This is a genomic window from Microlunatus sp. YIM B11417 (assembly GCF_059617205.1).
In genome coordinates this window covers 265,935-290,440 of sequence record NZ_JCAMPJ010000002.1, presented here as the reverse complement: position 1 = coordinate 290,440, position 24,506 = coordinate 265,935, and the positions used below count along the sequence as shown (strand labels likewise).

The 24,506-nt window shown below is 70.1% G+C and carries 21 protein-coding genes; 6 read left to right on the top strand and 15 right to left on the bottom strand.

The genetic code is table 11. From position 1 onward, the window contains the following. Positions 1 to 33 precede the first annotated feature (33 nt). The gene (locus tag AC6CCG_RS11540; protein ID WP_496654685.1) at positions 34 to 522 is read left to right on the top strand and encodes a MarR family winged helix-turn-helix transcriptional regulator; all 489 of its coding nucleotides are present in this window, start codon (positions 34 to 36) and stop codon (positions 520 to 522) included. Between the two features lie 64 nt (positions 523 to 586). Here AC6CCG_RS11540 and AC6CCG_RS11535 read toward each other — a convergent pair whose 3' ends face one another. After that, the gene (locus AC6CCG_RS11535; protein WP_496655391.1) at positions 587 to 1,078 is read right to left on the bottom strand and encodes a nucleotidyltransferase domain-containing protein; all 492 of its coding nucleotides are present in this window, start codon (positions 1,076 to 1,078) and stop codon (positions 587 to 589) included. A gap of 13 nt (positions 1,079 to 1,091) precedes the next feature. Continuing rightward, complete coding sequence (locus tag AC6CCG_RS11530) at positions 1,092 to 3,209, bottom strand: hypothetical protein (protein ID WP_496654684.1); 2,118 nt, start codon at positions 3,207 to 3,209, stop codon at positions 1,092 to 1,094. Positions 3,210 to 3,388: 179 nt separating this feature from the next. Between AC6CCG_RS11530 and AC6CCG_RS11525 the strand changes: the two genes are divergently transcribed. Beyond that, positions 3,389 to 4,777: an aminotransferase class III-fold pyridoxal phosphate-dependent enzyme gene (locus AC6CCG_RS11525; RefSeq protein ID WP_496654683.1), complete on the top strand. Its 1,389-nt coding sequence runs from the start codon at positions 3,389 to 3,391 to the stop codon at positions 4,775 to 4,777. Positions 4,778 to 5,179: 402 nt separating this feature from the next. Here AC6CCG_RS11525 and AC6CCG_RS11520 read toward each other — a convergent pair whose 3' ends face one another. Both AC6CCG_RS11520 and AC6CCG_RS11515 read right to left on the bottom strand, forming a co-directional pair. Then, positions 5,180 to 5,914, bottom strand: coding sequence for a hypothetical protein (locus AC6CCG_RS11520; RefSeq protein ID WP_496654682.1), 735 nt, complete (start codon positions 5,912 to 5,914; stop codon positions 5,180 to 5,182). Continuing rightward, a complete protein-coding gene (locus AC6CCG_RS11515; protein WP_496654681.1) occupies positions 5,848 to 6,648 on the bottom strand; it encodes a hypothetical protein in 801 nt (266 codons plus the stop codon). The genes AC6CCG_RS11520 and AC6CCG_RS11515 overlap by 67 nt, the downstream gene beginning before the upstream one ends. Before the next feature lie 829 nt (positions 6,649 to 7,477). Here AC6CCG_RS11515 and AC6CCG_RS11510 point away from each other — a divergent pair. Further along, positions 7,478 to 7,939 (top strand): hypothetical protein, encoded by a 462-nt coding sequence (locus AC6CCG_RS11510; protein ID WP_496654680.1) that lies wholly within the window; start codon positions 7,478 to 7,480, stop codon positions 7,937 to 7,939. Positions 7,940 to 7,943: 4 nt separating this feature from the next. Here AC6CCG_RS11510 and AC6CCG_RS11505 read toward each other — a convergent pair whose 3' ends face one another. Together AC6CCG_RS11505 and AC6CCG_RS11500 are read right to left on the bottom strand one after the other, a co-directional pair. After that, complete coding sequence (locus tag AC6CCG_RS11505; protein WP_496654679.1) at positions 7,944 to 8,762, bottom strand: SDR family oxidoreductase; 819 nt, start codon at positions 8,760 to 8,762, stop codon at positions 7,944 to 7,946. A 6-nt stretch (positions 8,763 to 8,768) separates the two neighbouring features. After that, positions 8,769 to 9,545, bottom strand: coding sequence for an alpha/beta hydrolase (locus tag AC6CCG_RS11500; protein ID WP_496654678.1), 777 nt, complete (start codon positions 9,543 to 9,545; stop codon positions 8,769 to 8,771). A gap of 124 nt (positions 9,546 to 9,669) precedes the next feature. On the opposite strand from AC6CCG_RS11500, the gene AC6CCG_RS11495 reads away from it, so the two are divergent. Continuing rightward, on the top strand, positions 9,670 to 10,473 hold the full coding sequence (locus AC6CCG_RS11495; RefSeq protein WP_496654677.1) for a hypothetical protein: 804 nt from the start codon (positions 9,670 to 9,672) through the stop codon (positions 10,471 to 10,473). A 3-nt stretch (positions 10,474 to 10,476) separates the two neighbouring features. Here the strand turns inward: AC6CCG_RS11495 and AC6CCG_RS11490 are convergent, their stop codons facing one another. The 5 genes from AC6CCG_RS11490 to AC6CCG_RS11470 all read right to left on the bottom strand — a co-directional run bounded on the left by AC6CCG_RS11490 (position 10,477) and on the right by AC6CCG_RS11470 (position 17,626). Beyond that, positions 10,477 to 12,264: a carboxypeptidase regulatory-like domain-containing protein gene (locus tag AC6CCG_RS11490; RefSeq protein ID WP_496654676.1), complete on the bottom strand. Its 1,788-nt coding sequence runs from the start codon at positions 12,262 to 12,264 to the stop codon at positions 10,477 to 10,479. Positions 12,265 to 12,361: 97 nt separating this feature from the next. Beyond that, entirely contained in the window at positions 12,362 to 13,630 is a 1,269-nt protein-coding gene (eno, locus tag AC6CCG_RS11485; RefSeq protein ID WP_496654675.1) for a phosphopyruvate hydratase, read from the bottom strand. Next, positions 13,627 to 14,631 carry a phosphotransferase family protein gene (locus tag AC6CCG_RS11480; RefSeq protein ID WP_496654674.1) on the bottom strand — a complete coding sequence of 335 codons (1,005 nt, stop codon included), beginning with the start codon at positions 14,629 to 14,631 and terminating at the stop codon, positions 13,627 to 13,629. The genes eno and AC6CCG_RS11480 overlap by 4 nt, the downstream gene beginning before the upstream one ends. 2 nt (positions 14,632 to 14,633) lie before the next feature. Further along, complete coding sequence (locus AC6CCG_RS11475; protein WP_496654673.1) at positions 14,634 to 15,734, bottom strand: zinc-binding dehydrogenase; 1,101 nt, start codon at positions 15,732 to 15,734, stop codon at positions 14,634 to 14,636. Further along, positions 15,731 to 17,626: a beta-L-arabinofuranosidase domain-containing protein gene (locus tag AC6CCG_RS11470; protein WP_496654672.1), complete on the bottom strand. Its 1,896-nt coding sequence runs from the start codon at positions 17,624 to 17,626 to the stop codon at positions 15,731 to 15,733. The genes AC6CCG_RS11475 and AC6CCG_RS11470 overlap by 4 nt, the downstream gene beginning before the upstream one ends. Before the next feature lie 94 nt (positions 17,627 to 17,720). Between AC6CCG_RS11470 and AC6CCG_RS11465 the strand changes: the two genes are divergently transcribed. Together AC6CCG_RS11465 and AC6CCG_RS11460 are read left to right on the top strand one after the other, a co-directional pair. Then, positions 17,721 to 20,468, top strand: coding sequence for an alpha-amylase family glycosyl hydrolase (locus AC6CCG_RS11465; RefSeq protein ID WP_496654671.1), 2,748 nt, complete (start codon positions 17,721 to 17,723; stop codon positions 20,466 to 20,468). Then, entirely contained in the window at positions 20,461 to 20,676 is a 216-nt protein-coding gene (locus AC6CCG_RS11460; protein ID WP_496654670.1) for a FitA-like ribbon-helix-helix domain-containing protein, read from the top strand. The genes AC6CCG_RS11465 and AC6CCG_RS11460 overlap by 8 nt, the downstream gene beginning before the upstream one ends. 193 nt (positions 20,677 to 20,869) lie before the next feature. On the opposite strand, the gene AC6CCG_RS11455 is transcribed toward AC6CCG_RS11460, so the two are convergent. From AC6CCG_RS11455 to AC6CCG_RS11440, 4 genes are all read right to left on the bottom strand, one after another. Continuing rightward, positions 20,870 to 21,580, bottom strand: coding sequence for a hypothetical protein (locus tag AC6CCG_RS11455; protein WP_496654669.1), 711 nt, complete (start codon positions 21,578 to 21,580; stop codon positions 20,870 to 20,872). Between the two features lie 117 nt (positions 21,581 to 21,697). Continuing rightward, positions 21,698 to 22,588: a S1C family serine protease gene (locus AC6CCG_RS11450; protein WP_496654668.1), complete on the bottom strand. Its 891-nt coding sequence runs from the start codon at positions 22,586 to 22,588 to the stop codon at positions 21,698 to 21,700. 24 nt (positions 22,589 to 22,612) lie between these two features. Continuing rightward, positions 22,613 to 23,563: a VWA domain-containing protein gene (locus AC6CCG_RS11445; protein ID WP_496654667.1), complete on the bottom strand. Its 951-nt coding sequence runs from the start codon at positions 23,561 to 23,563 to the stop codon at positions 22,613 to 22,615. Then, positions 23,560 to 24,474 (bottom strand): DUF58 domain-containing protein, encoded by a 915-nt coding sequence (locus AC6CCG_RS11440; RefSeq protein ID WP_496654666.1) that lies wholly within the window; start codon positions 24,472 to 24,474, stop codon positions 23,560 to 23,562. Before AC6CCG_RS11440 ends, AC6CCG_RS11445 begins: the two co-directional genes overlap by 4 nt. Positions 24,475 to 24,506: the final 32 nt, after the last annotated feature.

The following is a 24,506-nucleotide window of genomic DNA, read 5'->3' as shown; positions in this document are numbered from 1 at the left end:
GATACATCAACCATCCTGCGGTAGGCTGTGGCCATGGCTCGCGGTGCGCCCCTGACCCCGGCCCAGGTCGCGGCCTGGCGCCGGTTCCATCGCATGCAGGCGCAACTCATCGGCGTGCTCGGGCGCGAGCTGGCGCAGGCGACCGGACTGTCCGAGGCAGACCACGAGGTGCTGACCGCCCTCGCCGAGGCACCGAAGGGAACCCTGCGGGCACGGGATCTGCGCTGGGAGTTGGCCTGGGAGAAGAGCCGGCTGTCGCACCAGCTGCGGCGGATGGAGCAGCGCGGCCTGGTCCGCCGCACCGAGTGCACCGAGGACTCGCGGGGCACCGTCATCGTGATCACCGCCGCCGGCCGGACGGCCCGCCGCAACGCCGACCGGTTCCAGCAGGAGCGCATCCGGGTCCATCTGGTCGACGCCCTCGACCCGGCCCAGCTCGAGGCCCTGGGCGAGATCAGCGAGGTCGTCCTGCACCGGTTGGGCATCGCCTGCACCGAAGCCCGCGCCGCCGAATCATCCTGACCCATCCCGACCCACCCTGATCCGCCGACCCGGTCAGTCGCACCGGGAGGGATCCAGCCCAGGATCAGAAATGAGTCGCGAGGCCGAAGGCACGCCGCAACTGTGCCATGTCGTGCCGGTCGCGCTCGGCCGGTTCGTAGCCCTGATGGAACCGGACCTGCTGTTCGGCGGACAGGCACGGCACCGGAGTCTCGTTGATCATGCCGGTGACGAAGCAGTCGGCCGGGTAGTGGAACGGACGGTCGGGATCCGGTGACGCCTGCTCCGCCGAACCGTCCGGGGCGAACACCAGCGGATGCAGGTCGAGCTCGCGACCGTCGGGATGCGCCATGACGAACCGGATCGGGTACCAGTCGAGGCCGCGGACGAAGCCCGCCTCGGCGAGCACCGCCAGCAGTGCCGGCTCCTGGTCCCGTCGGTGCATCAGATCAAGATCACGATGATCACGGGTCTGCCGGCCGACCAGCGCATCGATCCCCCAGCCGCCGCCGATCCACACCGCCGCCTCGGCGCTCCGGGCCACTGCCAGGACGCCCAGCACCTCGTCCGCCGTCATCACGGCGACCACGCTACCGGCCCCTGATCATGACCGCGGTACCGGACGGATCGCCGGGGTGACGGACCCGGAGGACGCCGGCCGCCGCGTCATGATCCCAGTCCGTGCCGGCGGCACCGTCGATCAGGATCTCGGCCGGGCGCTCGGTCACGCGCAGTGCCGTGATCACCGCGATCCCGGTCGGTGCCTCGCAGACGTACCCGATCCGGCCGTCGTCGATCTCATGATCACGAAGCCGGCCGGCCGAAGCGAGCAGCTGGCCGGGCCGCGGTTCATGATCGAGATCGCGGAGCCAGACCACGTCACCGGGTGACACCGTTCGCTCGGTGATCACCGGAAGGGTCGGGTCCAGCAGATCGAGGTAGCGCCCGGTGAGGGGCGTCGACTCGGTCGCCTCGGACAGCACCGCGCCGATCAGGTACGGGCCGCGACGGACCGAGAGCCAACCGCCGGAGTGCCACGCCTGCCCGGCGGCCGCGGCGAGTCCGCGCAGGACGGCCACCAGCTCGGCGGCCGCCTCGGGGCTGTCGGTGAAGCCGGCCGGGTCCGCGGACACGAACCGTACCCAGCCGTTGCCGACCGGCACGGGCTCCACCGTTCCATGATCGACACCGAGCACATCGGCCAGGTGGTGGCCGGGTGTCGGATACCGGCCGGTCCACCAGGACCTGATCCCGTGGTACGGATCCGCGCCGTCGCCGACGAAGAGCAGGGCACCGCCGTGGCGCACCCAGCCGGCCAGGATCTCGTTGATCACCGGCAGTCGCGGCTTCTGGAACTCGTAGCTGAGCACGATCAGGTCATGATCATCGAGCGCGCTCGGGTCGTCCAGCAGCCGCTCCAGCTGAATCGGCACCACCCGCTGACCGTCGAACAACGGCGGCAGCGCGAGGCCGTAGAACGCGGAGAAGTCGAGCAGCCGCCGGGACTCCGCGGTCGGCTCACCCTGCAGGCCGTCGTACTTCTCGCCGGAACCGCCACCCGGCAGCCAGCGTTGGAACATCGCCGTGTCCGACAGCGGCACGCCGATCCGAAGCCCCTCGGCCGCAGCCGGTGCCGGCTGCTCAAGATCGCGGAGACTCTGCATGGTGATCAGATACGAGGTCGCGTAGTCCGCCGGGATCGACACTCGTTCGTCGCTGCCGTCGCGGCGGTAGCGCCCCGTGAAGACCCGGCGCGGCCACGGCGTCACCTCGAACCGGTCCACCCCGGGATGCAACAGCGAGGCGACCAGCGTCCGGTGGTAGTTGGCCCGGTAGTCCTCCCAGGTCCGGCCCGGATGATCTTCGATCGGGTCGTGCAGGAACCAGAGGGTGCGGTCCGTGCCGCGCGTGAGGTCCTGCGCGATCCCGTACTCCAGGAAGGCCGTCTCGAAGGTCCGTTCGGCGTGCCGGCCGGCGTGGACGTTCGGCGTCCGTGACGTGCCGGTCCAGACCTGGGCGATGGCGCCGTGGACGGCGGGAAGCTCGCGGAGCCGCGACTCCGGGCTGACGATCTGCCATTGGGTGTAGTTGAGCAGGCTGTGCGTCGGGACGTAACAGCGAAGCTCCCGGCCCCGTTGCAACGCCCGGTCGCGGAGCACCGTGGTGACCCGGTCGAGGCTGCGGGTCAGCAGGTGCTGCATCAGCTGACCGGACCGGTAGTGCGCCTCGACCGAGGAGTGCGGCGGCTGCCACGGTTCGCGGTAGTAGGCGAGCCATTCGCGGCGGAACGATGCGGCATAGCCGCCGCGGGCCCAGAACTCGGGCTCCTCGAGGTGCAGCCCGTCAAGATCAAGATCGACGATCGGTGCAAGCTTCTCGATCAGGTATTCGGTGAAGCTGATCGTCGGCACCAGGTAGGGGATGTCGGCGCTCTCGCCGTGCAGGATGGGTCGGCCTTCGGCGTCGGTCTGCGCGTCCGACCAGTGATCGGTGCCGTCCCAGCGGCCGTCCAGATAGTCCTGGTACTGCCCCCACGAGATGCCGGTCATCAGATGCACCCGGTAGCCGGCCTCACGCCATCGGGCGATCCGGTCGGCGGTGGTGTCGTTGAGCCCGTACACCATGACGAAGTCGGTCCGAAGATCGATGCGCGGATCGTACGGTGCGCTTTCCTGGAATCCGGTCGCTTCGCGTGATCGCGAATCCATGTCGAGTCCCCTCGTCGGTCCGTCGGCAGCACCATTCTCCCGGTCGTCCGCCGATCGCAGCGGTCCGGGGGACGGCTCGACCCCTCGACGGATGCCGTGATTGGGCGCACGATGGGTTCTTCAGCACTCGGGGACGTCAGGAAATCAGGGGATCTGGGATTGAGGGGTTCAGCGGAATCATGACTCACGACGTTTGGCAGGAGAGGGCACGCGACCACCTGTTGCTGCACTTCTCCAAACAACGGATCGACGACCTGCTGGTGATCGAGCGGGGCGACGGGCCGTATGTGTTCGACACCGAAGGGCGGCGCTACATCGACTCGCTGTCCAGCTTGTTCTGTGCACAGCTCGGTTATTCGTACGGCGAGGAGATGGCGGAGGCGGCCAGTCGGCAGCTCAGCACGCTCGCCTTCCACACGACCTGGGCGACCGCCCATCCGACCGCGATCGAGCTGGCCGAGGCGATCGCGGCCCGGGCACCGGCCGAGGACTACCGGGTGTTCTTCACCAGCGGCGGCTCGGAATCGGTGGAGGCCGCCTGGAAGCTGGCTCGGGAACACTTCATCGCGATCGGGCAGCCGCAACGGACCAAGGCCATCGCCCGCAAGACCGCCTATCACGGGGTGACCCTCGGCGCGTTGTCCTTCACCGGGCTGCCGAACTACGCGGCCGGTTTCGGGCCGTCGCCGATCGAGGTCACCCACGTCTCCAACACGAACGCCTATCGTGCCCCGGACGGCACCGACCCGGTCGCGTTCCGAGATCGGCTGCTGGCCGAGATCGAGCATGCGGTGATCGACGCCGGACCGGACACCGTCGCCATGATCATCGCAGAACCGGTGCAGAACGCGGGTGGCTGTCTGGTGCCGCCACCCGGGTACTGGGCCGGCCTGCGCCGGATCGCCGACCGTTACGGCATCCTGTTGATGGCGGACGAAGTGATCACCGGTTTCGGCCGGCTCGGCGAATGGTTCGGCATCACCGCCGAGTCCATCGCGCCGGACCTGATCAGCGTTGCGAAGGGCCTCACGTCGGCGTACGCACCGATGGGTGGCGTGCTCGCCCGCTCCCGGGTCACCGATCCCATGATCACCACGGATTCACCGTTCCGGCACGGCATCACGTTCGGCGGGCACCCGTTGAGCGCCGCGATCGCGTTGCGCAACATCGAGATCTTCGAACGGGACCGGATCCTGGAGAACGTACGCGGACAGTCCCCGCACCTCGCCGCCGAACTCCTCGCCCTGCGTTCGCTGCCGATCGTCGGCGATGTCCGCGGCTCCGGGTTCTTCTGGGCCGTCGAGCTGGTCAAGGACGAACGCGGCGCCCGCTTCGACCAGGCCGAACGCGACTTCCTGCTCCGCAGCTATCTCCCCCGCCGCCTCCGAGCCGCCGGCCTGATCGCCCGCCCGGACGACCGAGGCGACAGCGTCGTCCAGATCGCCCCACCCTTGATCAGCGACCGCGCCCTCCTCGACGAGATCGTCGCCCGTCTCGGCGACGTCCTCGAAGACGCCGGCCACGAGATGCGGCTGACCAGAACGCGAACCCCCGCCCAGGTGGGCTGACCCGGGCGTTCGTCGCGGGAGACGCCGTGCCCTGAGCCTGTCGAAGGGCACGGCCCGATCCGCCTCCTGAGCGCAGCGGTCCGGCACCAAGATCACGGTGCCGGGCCGGTGCGAGATCATGAGTACGTCGAGGGGTCAGCGCCAGCTGCGTTGCCCACCGCTGGAAGATCCCGAGACGGGCCGGCGTGCACCGGTCGTTCAGGGCCGGCCACGCGCCGACGGCTTCCCTGACACCAGGCCCAGATGCCGGGTGGCGGCCGTTCGATTCGTCAGCACATCTGTTCGCGGGGGGGTAAGCCCACGGCCATCGGGCGGATCCAGCGCGCAGTGCCAAGTCCTGACAGCGGGGTTATTGGGTTCGGCCGGGAACTCGCTGGATTGGCCCACCCTCCGAACCGTTGCCTACCTGCAGGCGGCGGCCCAGAGGGCGTGGGCGACCGGTCCGGTACCAAGATCATGGGTGCCGGAACGGTTCGTCAGATACACGTTGCCGTGCGGTGACCGGAAGATCATCGTGGTGGGATCAGGCCTGCGACGGCGCCAACCGCCATGGGTCACTGCGCGATGCTCCACACGGGCCAGCGGTGAGAGCTTGTCGACTCGGGTCTGGCCAGGCGATCCATTCGGCTGATAGGGATCGGTGTGATCAAGATCCAGCTTGCGAGTCGCGGTCGACCACGGGAACGCACTGCTCGGCTGCCGCAACAGCACATGATCACGAACCCGAGCCGGAATCTCATAGGCATCGACCGGCGGCGGCACATCGTTCAGATCGATCACCGGCCGCACCACCACCCGATCATGAATCAGCCACTCACCAACAACGCTCTTCAAAGCCGGCCCGACCCCGGGCACGCGGCACACACCCTCGGCCTGCGCTAGCTCCTCGGCCGCGATGTGCACCACCACCGTCGACGTGGGCGCCAGAACCGTCGGGTCAAGCTTGGCCACGAGCCGTTCGACCGCCGCCTCGAAGATCGCCGACTCGACCTCCACCAGGTCCGGGCGATCCCGCAGGGCCGGATGAACCTCGGTCTCCTCCACCACCAGGTCCGGCTCATCCTCGGGCGTTAGTGCCGCGACAGCCTCAGCGAGATCGTTGTCGAACAGGTCCGGCTGCCGGCGGCGCGCCCGCAACCTGGTGATCGCGCCGACATCCCCCAACAAGCCGAACGCCTCGGCCCTACGCTCGTCAGCGCTGCCTCGGTCAGGCAATCGGCCAACTCCTGGACCTGGGCATACAGCTTGAGCGCCGCGAGCGGCTCCAACCGCCCGAAGACGGCTTTGTGCCCGTTGTCGTCGGTCTGTGACAACCACACCCCGCGCTGTTTACGGCGAGCCTCATAATCAGCCCGGGCCCGGTCACTGTCGACCCGCAGCATCTCCGCCTCGGCCGCGTCCCGGAGCTTCCCGAACGGCTGCGTCCCGGCGAACCACGCCACCGCTCGATCCACCTGCGCCGCCTGCGCGATGGTCAGGTGGTGGGTCAGGCGGGCGATCTTGCAGGCCTGCCACTCCTCCACCTCACAGCGCAGCGTCTTCGCCCACAACAAAGGCAACCTGTGCCGCAGATCGAGCACGTCACCGATGAACAACATCCCTGCTCCGCTGCTCTTGCCGATCTTGGCCAAGAACTCCAACATCGCCAGATCGTTCACCGCCGGCGTGCCCTCACCACCCGGCCGGACCGCCTGCGCCAACCCGGGCCCGTGATCTGTGATCGACTCCGCCGGATGCGCATCCACCCAGGCCGCGGTCCAGACCAGCAGTTCGTTCGCCGCCGCGATCCGGGCACGCCGCAACCCGCCCGCAGCTTTCAGGATGTCGGCGGTGCCGTACCCGGCAGCCTTCGCCTCCAACGATTCGAACATGTGCACTATTCTACTTCATTGGACCGACAGAAACCCTACAAAACAAGAGATCTTGAAGAACACTGTGCTGCCCGAGTGGACTCGCGGTCTCGGCGAACTCGACCGCTCAGCGCTCGTAGCCAGGCTGATCCCGAATGTTCGATCCCGAGGTCGCGACGAACTGATCAACACGATGGCAAGAGTCGCGGCATCTCGGGGGGTCCGGGCTAGGACGGCGAAAGCCGGGTGGGATTCGCTTACCCCGTGATGCCGGGTTGGACCGGACACGCCAACTCTGGCCGAAGGCGTTGCGAAGCCTCGAAACGGTGAGGTGTCCGACCTCCAACTCGTCGCCGTGGGCGTTGACGATGGCGTCACCCAGGTGCTCGGTGATAGAACGGCACGGTGATGTGTCGAGCTAACTAGCCCGCGCGAAGAGGTTTCCTCACGCTGCGGGCACACACGGATTGCGTTCCCCGTAGGCCAGTCTCGGGCCGGACCTCGGGATGTCTCAGCGTGCTCACCCACCATCACCTGAAAGTGACTTGATCTTGTTCGACGCATCACCCGACCGATCCTTCGACGAACTCTTCGACGAGGCTGTGTCCGCGCCCATCGAGGGCTGGGACTTCTCCTTCAACCGCGATCGCACCGTTGATCAACCGCTGCCCTGGAGCTATCAGGACCTCGCGCGCCCGATGGTCAGCGGGCGGGCAGAGTCCTGGACATCAATACCGGCGGAGGCGAGATCTTCGGTTCGCTTCGGCCGCCGGCGGGGAGCGTCGCGGTCGAGCCGCACGCTCCGAACGTCGCCGTCGCCGCAGCACGGCTGGGACCGCTCGGCATCCAGGTGATCGAACGGCCGACACCCCGACTTCCGGTCGGCGACGGCGAGTTCGATTTGGTCCTCAACCGCCACGGCCGGCTCAACGCGCCGGAGGTCTTCCGCGCACTGGCACCTCACGGGGTGATGCTGACCCAGCAGGTCGCGGCACAGAACGACCTCGAGTTCAACGAAGCGCTCGGCATCCCGCCGGCCATCGATCCCACGATCCCGGACTCGCTGCCTCGCCTTGAGGAGGAGCTACGGAACGCCGGGTTCATGATCATCGACGCTCGCGAGGCCGCGATTCGGACACGCTACCTCGACGTCGGCGCCGTGATCTATCAGCTCCGGATCGTCTCCTGGCAAGCCCCGGGCTTCGACCCGGACCGGCACCGATCGCGCCTGCGGGCGATCCATGATCAGATCGGCCGAACAGGCGGGTTCGACGTGAGGAGCAGACGATTCCTGGTCCAGGCTCGGAAGTGAGCTCTCAGCGCGAGAGAAACTCTCGGGCGCCGCGGAGCCGCGTGCTCAGGATCCGCTGAGTAGCCGAACTGTCGAGCCGGAGGTCGAGTGGGCCGGGGATTCCGCTGCCGGCTCGGGTCGCCGTCGGGAGTCGGTCGGGATCGAGGCCGTCGCGGCGGGCGATCAGGACGCCGAGCTCGTGGCGGCTGATCGAATCGGGGCCGGCCAGATGGTGGATGCCTGAGCGATCACCGGCCGCGAGTTCGAGCAGAGCGGCGGCCAGGTCGGTGACGTGGACCGGACACCGGCGGTCGTCGGTGAACAGGCCTCCGGTCGCCTCGCCGGCCGTCAGGGCGTGGACGAATCTCTCCGTCGGCGAGTCGCCGTCGCCGATGATCAAGGAGGTACGGGCGACGACCGCCGTCGAATCGATGATCATGATCGCGGTCTCGGCGGCGGCCTTGGCGGCACCGTACGGGGTGATCGGATCGGGTCTCGCGGTCTCGGTGTAGTGATCATCACTGCCGGAGAACAGGGCGTCGCTGGAGACGTGCACCAGGCGCGCGCCGGCCTCCTTGGCGGCCAGTGCGACGTGGATCGCACCGCCGGCGGTGGTGGCCCAATCCTTCTGCTGGTAGGCGGCGTTGAACACGACGTCCGGCCGGATCCGGAAGATCAACTCCTCGACGGCAGTCCGGTCCCGGAGATCGAGAGCCTCGCTCGGAACTCCCGCTCCGGGTGCCCGGGTCAGGTGAGTCGCCGTCACTCGGTGCCCGGCGGCGACGCCCTGCCGCACCAGCTCGCTACCGAGGAAGCCGCTGCCGCCGACGACGAGCAAGATCATCGCGGGTCAGGCCCTGACTCGGCCGGGCAGCGGCAGCCAGTTGATCACGTCCTGGATCACGTCGTCCCAGAGTCCCCATTCGTGTACCCCGGGCCGGAAGTCGGTGACCACGTCGACGCCCTGGCTCCGGGCCTGCTCGGCAAGCTTCCGGTTGGGCGGCATCAGCCGGTCCTCCTCCGTCCCACAGGCGATGTAGAGCGGCGGTACGGTCCCGGGCGCGGCACCGGCCAGCAGCGCGAAGAGATCATCGGACTCGGTGATCTCGCCGTCGAACACCCGCCGGGCGATCTCGGACCGCTCGGGCCGGCTGAGCAGCTGGCGTACGTCGACGGCCCCGGACAGGCTGGCCACCGCACCGAACCGGTCCGGGTGGGTCAGGCCGAGCTTCATCGCGCCGTAGCCGCCCATGGACAGGCCGGCCACGAACGTAGACTCGGGCCGGGCGGAGACCCGGAAGAATGCGCCGACGATCTTCGGCAACTCCTCCGAGACGAAGGTCCAGTAGCGGTGGCCGTGTGCCTCGTCGGCGTAGAAGCTCCGGTGTACCGCCGGCATCACCACCGCGAGCCCGGCGGCGGCCGCGTACCGCTCGATGCTCGTGTAGCGCAGCCACGCCGTGTGATCATCGGAGAGCCCGTGCAGCAGGTAGAGCAGTGGGAAGTCGGTGCGCAGCCCGGCCGGCGAGACACCGATCTGTTCCTCCGTCGCCTGGGGCAGCACCACCGTCATCGACGTACCGACCTCGAGCACGTCCGAGAAGAAGTCACAGTTGATCAACGCCATCGCCCAACCTTAAGGCCGAGCCCGCCGGAGTTTCCGGTCAACCCTTGATCCGCATTCGGTTGCACGTCAAGCTGACGGTACGCGAGGGCGTCCCGCCGCTGCCCTCCGCGGCGAGGAGGTTCCGATGCCCGACCAGCCGTATCCGCCCCTGAACCGCCGCCGGTTCCTCGGCCTCGGCCTGACCGGCGGGCTCGCCGTCGCCGGCGCCACGGCGTGGCCCGATCCGATCCCGGCCGCCGCCGCGACGACGTACGACCTGTTCCGCAACGCCGCCTCGTACGGCGACGAGGGCAACTACTCCGACGGACCGGAGTTGATCACCTACGCGGCGACCGGCGTCCGCGGCGGGCTCTGGGTGCACGACGCGGCGGTCGGCAGCGTGGAGAACGGGAGCTACACGGATCCCTTCCACCGCGGCGATTGGGGCCACAACGTGCGCCGGGTCCGGGTCCGCTCCCGGCGCAGCTTCCAACAGAACTACTCGGTCGTCGTCCGTGGCCGGACCCTCTGGTACGACCCGCTCGGCGGCCGGGTGATCGACGGGGTCACCCGCTCCGCGAACGGCGGGCTCAAGGTGCTGCTCGGCCACCACAGCAACGACTTCAACTACGCGGTGCTGCTGATCCGCAAGTCAGGTTACGTGACCATCCAGCGCGAGTACGGCCACGAATACACCACTCTGGCCAACGTCAGCTACCCGACGCCGATCGAGACGTACCGCTCGTTCAAGATCACCTGGGCCGACGACCGGATCAGCGTCCACCACCGGCACGCCGAGGACGGCTCGGACGACCGACTGATCGTGCAGACCGCGGCCGGAGCCGCGCCCGGGGTCTACCAGGGCGTCAGCTACGACAACCAGCCGATCGGCCTGTACCTCGACGGTGCGGCCGTCCGGATGGCGTACCTCCGGGTCTGGCAGTCCTGACCGTCAGAGCCTGGACCGTCGCCGCGCCACCAGCACGAGGCCGGCCGTGATCAAGGACGCCGCACCCAATCCGATCAGGGCCGAGGGACCACCGGTGTTGGGCAGTTCCTCCTCGCCCGGGTCGGTCGGCTCGTCCGACGGCTCCTCGCTCGGTTCGTCGGACGGCTCGTCGCTCGGCTCGTCCGAGGGTTCGTCGGTCGGTTCATCGGTGGGCTCCGACGGGGACGGTGTCGGGCTCGGCGACGGCTTCGCCAGCTCCACCGTGAACTCGATCCCGGTCACGTTCTCGTCCACCACGTCGATGGTGACCGACGGATCGCCCACCACCTCGCCGTCCTCCGGCGGCTCGACGGTCACCTGGTAGTCGTCGCCGGCCGGGACGTCGGGGAAGGTGAAGGTGCCGTCCTCGTCGGTGGTGACGACGACCGGCTCCTCCATTCCATCGCCGGTCAGGGTGACGTCGACGTCCGGGACCGGATCGCCGGCCGGGTCGGTGACCGTACCCGAGACGTCGTAGGCGGGTTCCTCGGACGCCGTCACCTCGAAGTGGACCGGCGTGGCGCCGTTCTTCATCACGCCGACCTCGCGCTCGGCCGGTCCCGAGGTCTCGTAGCCGTCCGGCGGAGTGATCTTCACCCGGTAGCCGGGCCCCGACGGCAGATCCTCCACCCGATAGCGGCCGTCGTCGTCGGTGATCACGGTCCGTTCGAGGCCCTCCGGCCCGGTGACCGTGATCTCCGCGCCAGGCACCGGCTCGCCCTCGTCGGTGGTCACGTGGCCGATGATCGCTCCGGTCGGCTCGCCCTCCTCGACGAGTACGAAGTCGACGCCTTCTTGATCACCGTCGCTCAGATCGGCCTCCCGCACCGGTGGCCCATCCACCTCCAGCCCGGCCGGCGGGACGACCGTGACCTGATAGTCGTCGTAGGTCGCGTAGCCGGGGAACGTGTAGTTGCCGTCGGCGTCGGTCTCGGTCTCGGCGATCACCTCGCCGTCGCCGTCCAGCAACTGCAGGGTGATCCCCTCCTGCCGGTCGGCCGGAGCGGTCACCGTGCCCGAGATGTCGTACTCCAGCGCGGAGAACCAGGTCTGGTAGACCGGGCTGCCGGAGGTCCGGCTGAACACGAAGGTCAGCGTGGAGATCGGCACGGTCGGCTCGAACCAGCCGCTCGCGCCGGCCGTGTCCGCACCGCCGCCGGTCAGGGTCAGGGTGCCCGCATCCCAGGTCGGCAGGTCCGAGCCGTCGTTGCCCGGACCGGAGCAGGACGGCTTCGGCGAGACGCCCGGAGCGCAGTAGTTGAACGTGTCCTGGAACCCGAGCTGCGCCCCGGTCAACGGCGAGCCGTCGGCACCGGTCGCGCTGATCGTGACGGCGTCCGCGTCGACGTCGCCGAGCACGAAGGTCCAGCCGGAGGCGGGCGTCGGCCGCTCGAAGGTGTACGTCGTCGTCGAGGGCGGCGCGGCGCTGAGGCCGTTGGGACGGAGATTGAGGTACGGCTGCCCCTGGCTCGACCCGTACTTCTCGCCGGGCGGCGTCTGCGGAGCCAGGAAGGTCGAGGCGCCGGACTGGACGCCGACCGCCGAGCCGCCGACCGAGTTCGTGGCCACCGACGCGGCCGGGAAGCCCGCCGCCTGCTGCTGCATCGTCGTCGTGAAGTCCCGCGAGCTGCCCGCCAGCGGCTCCCAGGTCGCCCAGCCCGCCGGCGCCGCCGCGGCAGGGCCGGCACCGGCCAAGATCAGCGCGGTGGCGAGCAGCAGCGAGCCGAGGGTCAGCAGGGATCGTCGGAGCATGGCCGTCCTCTGGATCGTACGTGAAGCGTCCGTCCCCGAGGATGCAAACATTCGGCAGGCTAGCGGCACGACCGACGCCGCGCCAGCTCACACACCGTCAGTGCCAACCGGCCCACTCCGTGTCGGCGGTGGCCTCGAACTCCAGCAACCGATTCCACTTCGCGGTCCGCTCCGACCGATGGGTCGAGCCGACCTTGAACTGTCGGGCGCGCCAGCCGACCGCGAGATCGGCCACCCAGGAGTCCTCCGTCTCGCCGGACCTGGCCGAGACGACGGTACGGAAGCCGGCCCGCTGGGCGGCCGTGATCACATCCTGGGTCCGGCTCAACAGGCCGTTCTGGTTGACCTTGATCAGGATCGCGTTGCCGGAACGCTCGGCGATCCCCCGGTCCAACCGGTCCCGCTGAGTCACGAAGAGATCGTCGCCGATCAGATCGCAGCGCTCGCCCAGCCGCTCGGTGATCACCTGCCAGCCGGACCAGTCGTCCTCGGCCAGCGGATCCTCGATCGACACGATCGGGTAGCGGTCCAGCCAGCCCGCGTACTCGGTGATCAACTCCTCGGCGGTGAGCACTCGGTCCTCGGCCGCCAGCCGGTAGACGCCGTCGGCGTGGAACTCGGTCGCGGCGGCGTCGATCGCCACCGAGGCCTGCTCGCCCGGGGTCAGCCCGGCCGCCTCGATCGCCTCGACCACCAGTCCGATCGCGGCCTCGTTGGACTCCAGCCGGAGCCCGAGGCCGCCCTCGTCGGCGACCAGGACCGCCTCGTCGAAGCCGCGCCGGCGGGCCACCTCGACGGCGCGCTGGCGTACGGCCTGGGCCCATTCGATCGCCTCGGCGAACGAGCCGGCCCCGTGCGGCACCACCAGGAAGTCCTGCAGGTCGATCGCCGAGCCGGCGTGGGCACCGCCCGAGACGATGTTGATCATGGGCATCGGCAGCAGCAGCGGGCCGTCGCCGGCCAGTCGGCGGGCCAGGTCGACGCCCTCCTCGTCGGCCGCCGCGAGCGCCGTCGCGATCGAGACCGCGAGGGTCGAGTTGGCACCGACCCGGTCCGCGCCGGCACCGGCCGCGGCCTCCTCGATGGCTGCGTCGACGGCCGCCTGATCGTTCGCGTCGAGACCCCGGACGGCCGGCTCGAGCGCCTCGACCACGCCGGCGACCGCGGCCCGTACTCCGTGACCCTGGTAGCGATCCCCGCCGTCACGCAGCTCACGCGCCTCGTGCGAACCGGCCGACGCGCCGGACGGCACCCGGGTCGTTCCGGTCGCCCCGCCGGTCAGCCGGACCCGGGCCGCGACGGTCGGCCGACCACGGGAATCCAGCGCCTCCCAGGCCTGGACCTGCTCGATCGTGGTCCTGATCATGAGGCCCCGTTCAGCTCACGAACCCGCTGCCACAGGTCCTCGATCGTGCCGCCGCCGGCCAGGTGATCACGAGCCACCTCGCGGACCAGGCCCTCCTGCCGCTCGGACAGGTAGTGCACCGTCGACACCCCGTCGACCCGGGCCAGCATCAGCGCCGCGACATGATCACCGAGCGCCTCGGCTGTGACGCCGGACTCGGGCCAGGCCTGCCGGTACGTGCTCCAGAAGGCGGCGGCCGCTTCGAGCAGGAAGCGCCGCTCCCGTTCCACGGCCTTCAGGGTCAGATGCGTGATCAGGAAGGCGAGATCGAAGACGGGGCGGCCGGCCACCGCCACCTCGTGGTCGACGACCCACAGGCCGCCGTCGCCGACCAGCACGTTCTTCGGTGAGAAGTCGCCGTGCACCAGGCAGACGTGGTCGCGGTGCAGGTCGTCGGCCAGCCCGTGGAGCCGGTCCCCGAGATCGGGATGAACGTCGGCCAGCGCCCGGTAGAACGGATCGGTGCGCAGCAGCCGGTAGGTCTCCTGATCATCGAACGAGGCGAGCAGCGCCGCGTCGCCGGCCGTGCCCGCATGCCACCGGGCCAGCCCGCGGCCGAGCCGGTCGGCCACCTCGGTCGCCACCTTCGCCTGCTCGCCGGCCAGCAGCCGCTCCTTCCACGGCCACCACTCGGCCGGGGCGCAGGACATGGTCAAGATCAACTGGTCGGCGTCGACGTCGATCAGTTGCGGCACCAGCTCCGGGGTCAGCTTCCCGTACACCTCGAGAGCCCGGGCCTCGGTCAGGATCCGGCGGCGGTCGGCCTGCCAGGGCCCGGGCACGGCGAGTCGCTCCAGGGCCTGCTTGCAGACCACCGGCCCGTCGGTGACGTCCACCCGCACCACGATCCCGGACACCCCACCGGGCAATCGCTCGACCCGGGCCAGTCCGCCCGCGTGCACGCCGCGGTCGGTCAGGTAGTGCCGGATCTCGGTGTCGCTCGCGGTAGCCAGGTCCATCATGATCAACTTCCGGTCGGGTACAGATGATCGGGTACGACGACGATCTTGATCTCGCTGTGGCCGGGTCTGGACAGCGGGACGAAGCCGTCCTCCACCGTGCGGCTCAGCGGGATCACTCGGGTGATCAGCGGCGCGGTGACGATCGCGCCGGAGCGGAGCAGGTCCAGGGCGCGCGGGAAGTCCGTGTCCCAGGCGTGCGAACGGCTCGACGTGACGGTCTTCTCGTCCAGCACGAACGGCAGCATCGGCACCTCGAACGCGTCGTCGTGCACGCCGAGCAGGATCGCCGTGCCGCCGCGCCGGATCACGTCGATCGCGCTGCGGGCCGCGGCCGTCGACCCCGCGCACTCGATGGCCAGGTCCGGCCCGCCCGCCTCGTACCGCTGCGGAATGACGCCGAGCTCGTCCGGGGTCAGGAAGGTGCTGGCACCGCAGGCCAGCGACACCTCGCGCTTGGCCGGGTTGGCGTCGACCATGATCACGTCGGCGGCGCCCATCGCCCGGGCGGCCTGGCCGGCCAGCAGGCCGACCGTACCGGCGCCGAAGATCACCACCGACGAGCCGGCGACCTCCGGCTGCCGGCTGAGCGCCCGGACGCCCACCGAGAGCGGCTCCACCAGGACGGCCTCGGTGGGCGGCAGCTCGGCGTCCAGCGGCAGGCACATGAAGCCCGGAGCGATCATGAAGTCGGCCAGCCCGCCGTGGTCCATCTGGCCCAGCGAGGCGACCTGCGCACAGAGCGGGTACTCGCCGCGCCGGCACCAGAAACACTGCCCGCAGAAGCGATTGCCCTCGACGACGACCCGGGTGCCGACCGGCGGCGCGGCCGGATCCCGGGACTCGCGGATGGTGCCGACGGATTCGTGGCCGAAGGTGAGCGGCGACTTCGCACCGGTCAGCGGGTGCTCGGTGAGCGGCACCACGATCGGGCCGTTGAGGTACTCCTCGACATCGGTGCCGCAGATGCCGCAGGCCTCGATCTCGATCAACACCCAGCCGTCCGGAAGGTCGGCCGGCACCGGAATCGTGTCCACCCGGACGTCGCGCGGACCCCACCAACGGAGCGCCGTCATGGTCCGCTCGGGAACGTTCTGCGCCATCATCCCTCCAGCACCGTCAGGCAGGTGTGTCGGAGCATAGTGCAGCCGATCGGGACCAGCCGGAGCATGCCGGTGCCGGCCCCGCCGAGGGCCTCGGCGCGCGGATTCGGGTCCAGTCCTTCGACCTCGATCGTGAGGCTCGGTTCTGCCCACGGGTCCTCGCCCGGCTCCTTCATGATCACCGTCGCGGTGTCGATCCCCGACTGCAGCAGGTACGGGGCGTGCAGCGACCGCGGGTCGGCCGGGGTGAGATCACGGTCGGCCAGGTCGCTGCCCGGGTAGGTCCGGGTCGGCTCGGCCCGGTGCTCGATCTCCCGGGCCATGATCAACGGGCCGCCCATCAGCGCGACCCGGCCGTCGACGGAGCGCTTGGTGCTGACCCGCATCGGGAGCCGGATCGCCAGCCGCGCCTGCTCGGGCCAGGTGGCGGCGATCCGGACCACCGTGCCCGCGTCCGGCGTCTCGATGGCGGGTGCGACGAACTCCAGGTTCTCGCACCAGCCGGGAACCCTGAGTTCCAGGACGAAGTCCGGCGGCAGCCCGTCCAGCTCCAGGGCGATCGTGTCGGAGAACGGGAACTCGGTCCGCTGCCGCAACGTGACCTGGTGATCACCGAGCCGTACCGTGGTGATCATCGGGCCGTACTGGACGATCCGCAGCCCGCCGTCGATCATGATCACGGCACGGTCGATCATGGCCGGCAGGATCCGGCCGGCGTTCGGCACGCAACAGACGGCGGCGTCGTCGTGGGTCGGCGAGATGTCCCAGCGGGCGCCCATGGCCCTGGTTGCCGCGGGCTGATTCTCGGCGAAGAAGTACGCCGCGCCGGTCCCGTCGCCGGCCCGCGCGGCCTGGGCGGCGTTCAGCCAGAGGGACTCGGCCAGGTCGGCGGCGTCCGGCCGGTCGAGGATCCGGGCGAACTCGGAGGCGGTGATCGCCAACTCGGTGATCGCGCAGTACTCGTACCCGGCCTCGGGTACCGACCAGGGCCGTTGGCCGGGCGCACCGACGGTCTCGTCGCTGCGCAGTGCGCCGGTGACGCCGACCGCGGCCAGCAGCTTGGCCCAGCCGGCCTGCGCCGCGGCGAGCAGCTCCTGATCACCGGTGAACTCGTACAGCCGGAGCGGGATCCTGAGGTTCTCCGCGACATGCGGCCCGTGGCCGTGGAACGGGTCGTCGGACCGCAGCTGATCGAGCTGGCCGTCGTCCTCCACCCAGCTCAGCGGCGCCAGGCTGAACCGGCGATACAGCCGTCCGGCCAACTCGACCGGCTCGGGGCGGCCGGTCCGCCGGGCCACGTCGAGCAGCAGATCGACCAGCTGGAGATCATGGCCGCGGACAGCCGTCTCGGGTTCGGCATCGGCGAAGGCGGCCGGCCCCGCCGCATCGAACCGGGCGCCCAGCCAGGCGACGGCCCGGTCCACAGCCATCAGCAGGTCATGATCATCGTGCGCCCGGGCCCACTCCTCGATGGTCAGCAACAGCCGGCTCGCCGTCCAGCAGTCGCCGGGCAGCCACGGACTCGCCTGTCGCGCCGCGGCAGTGAACATGCCGAGGTAGCCGTCCGGGTCCTGGTGCCCGACCGCGGCCGCGATCCGCGCCGCCACGTCGGCCCGCTCCCGATCGCTACCGACCATCCGGACCTGGCCCGCATAGCCGAGCAGCCAGTTGCCCTCGCTCTCGCCGTTCCACCACTGCACGGCGCCGACGTTCTCGCCGGCGGCCGCGGAGTCCGGGCCGAGCCGGCCCGCCGCGAACACCTCGCCGCCCACCTCGGCGCTGATCCGCGGCAGGGCGCCGACGAAGCCGTCGAGGTTCTGCCTGGCCTGACGGGCGATCCAGCCCTCCGGCACCGTCGACCCGGCGGGCAGCGGTCGCCCCACGGCATGCGTCATGATCGGAACGCTACCCGGTTCTCCGTGACAAGATTGGGGAAGCTCGAGCCGGGATATCGCGGCCGGAAGTTCCCCACAGTGAGGTGGTGTGCCCATGCGGCGACGCGGTTGGGGCTTGTTGTTGATCTTGGCGCTGGTGGCGGGCTGGTTCGGTGCCGCGCCGGCCGCGGCGGAGGCTCCGCGAGCCGTCACGCTGGTCGGCGACCTGCAGACCGAGCTCGGCTGTGCCACGGACTGGGACCCGGCGTGTCCGCAGACCGAGCTGCGGCCCACCGGCGAGCCGGGTCGCTGGGCGGCGACGTTCACGCTGCCGGCCGGGACGTACGCGTACAAGGTGGCGATCGATCATGGCTGGGAGGTCAGCTGGGGACTGAACGGCGGGCCGGAGAACGTACCCCTGACGATCGCGGGCGAGATCCGGCTGACGGTTCGCTACGACGACGCCGTGCACCGGATCGGGCTGACGCCGCTGGACCTGCCCGGTGATCATGATCCCGGCGACGCCGGCCTGATCGGCGAGCCGGCCCGGGCGCCCGGCACCGGCCAGCAGTTCTACTTCGCGCTGACCGACCGGTTCGCGGACGGCGACCCGACCAACAACACCGGCGGCCGGAAGCCGGACAAACTGAGCTCCGGCTACGACCCGACCGACGCGAACTTCTACCACGGCGGTGATCTGGCCGGGCTGGAAGCCAAGCTCGACTACATCGCCGGCCTGGGGACGACGGCGATCTGGATCACGCCTCCGTTCGGCAATCTTCCGGTGCAGACCGTCGGCGAGCTCAGTCTGGGCAGCTACCACGGCTACTGGACCCTCGACCTGACCACGATCGACGCCCATCTAGGCACCGAACAGGGCATGCGCCGGTTGATCAAGTCCGCCCACCGGCGCGGGATCAAGATCTACTTCGACATCGAGATCAACACGACGGCCGACGTGATCAGGTATGCCGGCGGCACGTCCGACTACGTCCCGATCGCCGACCACCCGTACACGGACCGGCACGGCAAGGTGATCGACATCGCGGCGATCGCCGGCGAAGCCGACTTCCCGCCGCTGGACCCGAAGACGTCGTTCCCGTACGTGCCGGAGGTGCCGGCCGCGCAGCGCAACGCGAAGAAGCCGCACTGGCTCAACGATCCGCGGCTCTATCACAACCGCGGTGACTCCACCTTCACCGGCGAATCGGTCACCTACGGCGACTTCTTCGGCCTGGACGACCTGATGACCGAGCACCCGAAGGTGGTTCGCGGCTACATCGACGTGTACAAGCAGTGGGTCGACTTCGGTGTCGACGGGTTCCGGATCGACACCGTCAAGCACGTGAACTTCGAGTTCTGGCAGCAGTGGTCGACCGCGATCATGAAGCACGCCCGCGAGATCGGCAACGACGACTTCTTCATGTTCGGCGAGGTGTTCGACGGCGACCCGAAGAACCTCGCACCGTATGTCCGCGACACCGAGCTGGGCGGTGTGCTCGACTTCGCCTTCGCCGGCAACGCGGTGAACTTCGCGAAGGGTACGACAGCGCGCGGCCTGGCCGCGTTCTTCGCCACCGACGATCTCTACACCACACCGCACTCGTCGGCGTCCGATCTGGAGACGTTCGTCTCCAACCACGACATCGGCCGGATCGGCCGGCTGCTCGGCGACGTGGACCGGCTGCCGGAGCGGGACCGGCTGGCCCACGAGCTCATGCTGCTCAGCCGCGGCCAACCCGTGCTCTACTACGGCGACGAGCAGGGCTTCACCGGCGGCGGCGACCTGTGGACCGACGTGGCCGGCCGGCAGGACATGTTCGCCACCCAGGTCGAAGGGTACGCGCAGCAGAAGTTGATCACCGGGGAACCGGTCGGCCAGCGGGATCGCTACGACACCGACGGCGCGCTCTATGCCGAGCTGGCCGCATTGGGCCGGCTCCGGGCCGAGCATCCGGCCCTGGCCACCGGCGCGCAACGGGAGCGGTTCGCCGACGACGGTCCCGGCGTGTACGCGTTCAGCCGGGTCGATCGTGATCAGCGGATCGAGCACCTGGTCGCGCTCAACAACGCGCCCGAGCCGCGCACGGTGACCTTCGCGACGCTGACACCGGGCGCGCGATTCTCCTTGCTGTACGGCGATGCCGAGCCGGTGACCGCCGACGCGGACGGGTCCGTGACGCTCACCGTACCGGCGCTGGCGACGGTGGTCCTCAAGGCCGACCGTGAGGTCGCCGCCCCGGCCGCGGCGCAGTCGATCAAGGTCGGCGGGCCGACCCCCGGGGCAGCGCTGACCGGGCTCGCCCCGGTGACGGCCGCGGTCGACGCGACCCGCTGGCAGGAGACCTCGTTCGGTTGGCGGGTGGCCGGCGCGAAGCACTGGCGGCCGCTCGGCACCAGCGACCTGACGGCACCCTCCGTACGGCACGACGTCGCCGATCTTGCTCCGGGCACCTTGATCGAGTACCGCGCCGTCACCGTCGACGTGGCCGGCCACCGGTCCGCCGCCTCGTCGTACGGCTCGGTCGGCTTCGCCGTCGATCTCTCCGTCCCGGACCCCGGCGACGGGATCGTCACCGTACCGGGCACTCACAACGCCGCGATGGGCTGCGCCTCGGACTGGCAGGTCGACTGCGCCGCCGCCCGCCTCGAGCTCGGCGACGACGGCCTCTGGTCCAAGACCTTCACCGGCATCCCGGCCGGGACCTACGAGTACAAGATCGCGCTGAACTACTCCTGGGAGGAGAACTACGGCGAGGGCGGCGTCCGCGACGGCCCCAACCTGAAGTACACAACCCCCGGCGGCCGGGTCACGATCCTCTACGACCCGGAGACCCACCTGTCCCGGGTCGAGATTGGTTGACCGTCACCATAGGCCCGCTGCTCGCAACAACCGTTCGATGGAGGCCGAGGCTCACAGCATTCTCGAGGACGCCGTCAACGACGGGGGACGCAACTGGGTCGAGGAGTGGCTCGACGCGGCCGAATTCCTTCGCGGCGATCCGCTTCCGATCCCCGAACGGGCCGAACATGAGGCACGGGCCGACAGTTCTCGTCCGAAGATGGAATGATCGCCGGAATCTGCTCATCGACAGGAGCGGCTGTCGCAACCCGCAACGTTCGCCACTTCGAAGGTCTGGGCCTGGAAGTCATCAATCCGTGGGAGTCTGGCGGCCGGCCAGCCTGAGGATCCGCGAGGCGTGGAAGGTGATCATCGCGCTCGGCTGTCGCGCAGCGCCCCAGTCCACCGCCTCGCCCTGATTCTCAGCGAAACGATGGCCCGGCGGCACCCACCACTGGCGGTCGGCGGCCCAGCGGCTTGGGCCGGAACCGGCTCGGCTGGCCGGTGCCGAGACTGAAGATCAGCCGGTGCTCGAGGAACAACTCCGCGGTACGGTCGGCGGCGGCCGCGGCATCATGATCACCAGTGGCTCGCGCGTACTCATGGAGGCCGAGCATCGGGGCGATGGACTCGTGGAATGAGGAGCGCCGCCCGGACGCGTTCCGGTGACAGTTCCAGCCGCCATCCGGCCACTGCCATTCGATCAACTTCTCGGCCAGGTCCGTCAGCCGTGGATCGGTACGGGCCCGGCCCAGCCGACACCCGATGATCAACGCGTGCCCCTCGACGTTGGCGCAGAACCGATGCAGCCCGTTGATCACCGTCGGATGACCGTTGTGCTGCGGGCGTTCCAGGATGCGGCCGAGGTAGTGCTGATAGCCGGCCTCGGCGCGCGGGTCGTCGCCGAGCGGCACGCCGAGATCGATCAGGGCGAGCAGGCCCCACAGCGCTCCGGTCCAGCCGCCGCGGGACCCGGCCGGCACGATCGTCTCCAGCAGCGCCGACACCTTCGCCCCGGCCATCACGGCTGCGTCGTCCTCGCCGGGGTCCAGGCCGAGAAGTTCACGCCGCGTCAGCGCCCGGATCGCCGGCTCGTCCGAGGCGAGCAGCCACTCGACGGCTTCGTCGCTCACCCAGACCAGGCTACTGGCTCGGGTCGAGACCGGTTGATGTCGCTCAACCTCCACCAGTCGAACGCTGGACGCGATCTCAACGTTTGACCAGTCCGTACGTGGAGGAATGGCGACAGGTCAGCCGGCCAGGATCCGTTCGGCGACGGCGATCGCGCGGTCGATCGGGACGGCGAAGCCGATGCCGATGTTGCCCGAGGTCCGGCCGCCGAGGGTCGCGATCGAGGTGTTGATGCCGACCACCCGGCCGTCCAGGTCGACCAGCGGGCCGCCGGAGTTGCCGGGATTGATCGACGCATCGGTCTGGATCATCGCGCGCGGCGTGCCGCGGCCCTGGATGGCGCTGACGATGCCCGCGGTGACGGTGCCGTTCAGGCCGAGCGGGGAGCCGACGGCGAGGACCGACTGGCCGATCCGCAACTCGTCGCTGTCGCCGAGTTCGGCGGCCGGCAGGGCGTCGGCGTTGTCGGCCCGGAGGACGGCGATGTCGTTGGCGGCGTCCGAGCCGACCACGCGCGCCTCGACCGAGCGGCCTCCTGCGAGGACCAGCCGGACCGTCGACGAGCCGTCGACGACATGGTGATTGGTGATCACGTGGCCGGCGTCGTCGCTCACCACGCCGGAACCGCTGCCGCGGCCGGCCCGGACCTGGACCACACTGGGCAGGATCACGTCCGCTGCCTGCTCGGCCGCGGTCTCCCCGACCGAGCGCGGGGCGGGCCGCTGGCCCTGGACCAGCTGGGTGACCGGCGCAGCCCGATCGATCAGCTGCGTTGCGCCGATCCCGGACAGGCCGCCGACCACGAGAGCGATCGTCGCGGCGACCGCGACCGTGCCGGAGCGACCGCGCCGGGGCGGGGCAACGGCGAGCGGCGGACCGACCGGAGGCGGCGGGGTGACCGGCACCGCCGGATCCGGCCGGCGCGATTCCATCGGCGGTCCGGCGGGCCGGCCGAGGCCCGCCCAGCCGGCCGCCGGTCCTTGGTTCTGATCATGGTTCGGGTACGTCATGGGTCGTTCTCCTTCCCTGGCCGGTCAGACGATCCGGGCGAACCAGCGCAGCGAGAAGGCGCCGGCGACGAGCACGATGATCAAGGCCCCCGCGGCCAGGTACGGGGTGATCTCGCGCGGCTCGACGCGCCAGCCGATCGACGAGCCGATGTCGGAGTAGACCGCGGCCAGTTCCTCGCCGCTGGCCGCCGTGTAGGCCGTGCCGCCGGTCTGCTGCGCCAGTGCGCGCAACGCCTCCTCGTCGACCGGGACCGCCTGGCTGACGCCGCGGCCGTTCGTCAGCACCCCATCCGGGGTCCCGTACGCGATCGTCGAGACCGGCAGCCCGCTCTCGGCCGCGGCGCGCGCCGCCTGACCGGGATCGCGACCGGCCGAGTTGTCGCCGTCGGACAGCAGCACCACCCGGGCCGGTACGCCCTCGGCTCCCTCCTCGGCCAGCCGGGCGACCTGGTCGATCGAGGAGAACACGGCCTCACCGATCGCCGTACCGCCGCCGGCCGTCGTCAACGACTCGATCTGCCGGCGCGCGCTCTCGTGATCGGTGGTCGGCGCCGCGACGACGGTGCTGTTGCCGGCGAAGGTCACCACGCCGACGTTCACGGTCTCGGGCAGGTCGGCGACGAACGCGGCTGCCGCGGACTTGGCTGCCGACAAGCGATTCGGGCTGACGTCGGTCGCCGCCATCGAGCCGGAGATGTCGACCGCCACGATCACGGTGGCCCGGTCGTACGGCACCCGGAGGGCCAGCTCGGGGCGGGCCGCGGCCAGGCCGAGGGCCACCAGGCCGACCAAGATCAACATCGCCGGCACGTGGCGCCGCCAGCCCGGGCGTCGCGGCACCACCTTGTCCAGCATCGGCAGCGCGGCGAACCGGACCGCATAGCGGCGCCGGCGTCTCTGCATCAGCACGTACCCGACCGCGATACCGGCCACCGGGACCAAGATCAACAACCACAGGGGTGACAGGAAGGTCATTGCGTCCTCCGACGACGGGCCGGCCGATGCCGGCGGAGCTGAACGAAGCGGGAGAGCTCGGCGACCCAGTCGCCGTCGGTCCGGACCAGAAGATGATCAACGCCGGCCTCGGCGACGGCCGCCGCTGTCGCCCGCCGATGAGCGGCGGCGGCCTCGGCATAGGAGTCGCGCAGTCGGCGATCACTGCTGTCCACCTCGCGCTGCCGCCCGGACTCGGGATCGACCAGGACGAGCAGCCCGACCTCGGGCAGCTGCAGTTCCCGCGGGTCGACGATCTCGATCATGATCACCTCGTGCCGGGCGGCGAGCCGGCGCAGTGGCGCCTCCCAGTCGAACGGCCGCTCGCTGCGGCCGTCCGGGTCGACCAGGTCGGACACGACGACCCGCAGTCCGGGCCGCCGATGGCGTACCGACAACTGGCGGAGGGCCTCGGCCAGCCCGACCGGTGCCGCACCGGACCGCGGCGGCGGCTCGGTCCGCAGTGCCAGCTGGGCGCCGATCCGGGCTGGGGCCGGACGCCGCCAGCGCAATCCGTCCGCGGTGAGTTCCGCGAGCCCGAACCGGTTGCCGGGTGCATCGGTGAGCAGGCCGATCGCCGCCGACAGATTCTGGGCCAGGTCGTCCTTCTCGTCGGCGGCCGTACCGAACGCCATGCTCGCCGAGCGATCGAGCAGAACCCAACTGTCCAAGGGATGCTGGGCCCTGGTCAGCCAGACGTACGGCTCCCGGGCCCGCGCCGTCACGTGCTGATCGATCCGCCGCACGTCATGACCGGGCTGGTAGCGGACCAGCTCCTCCGGGTCGTCGCCCGGGCCGAGTCGCGAGCCTTGATGATCACCGTGCAGCAGCCCGTCGAGTCGCCGCTGAACGGTCAGATCCAGCCGACGGAAGCGGCCCAAGCCGCTGGGCACGTTCCCTGAGCTTGTCGAAGCGTCGTCCTGAG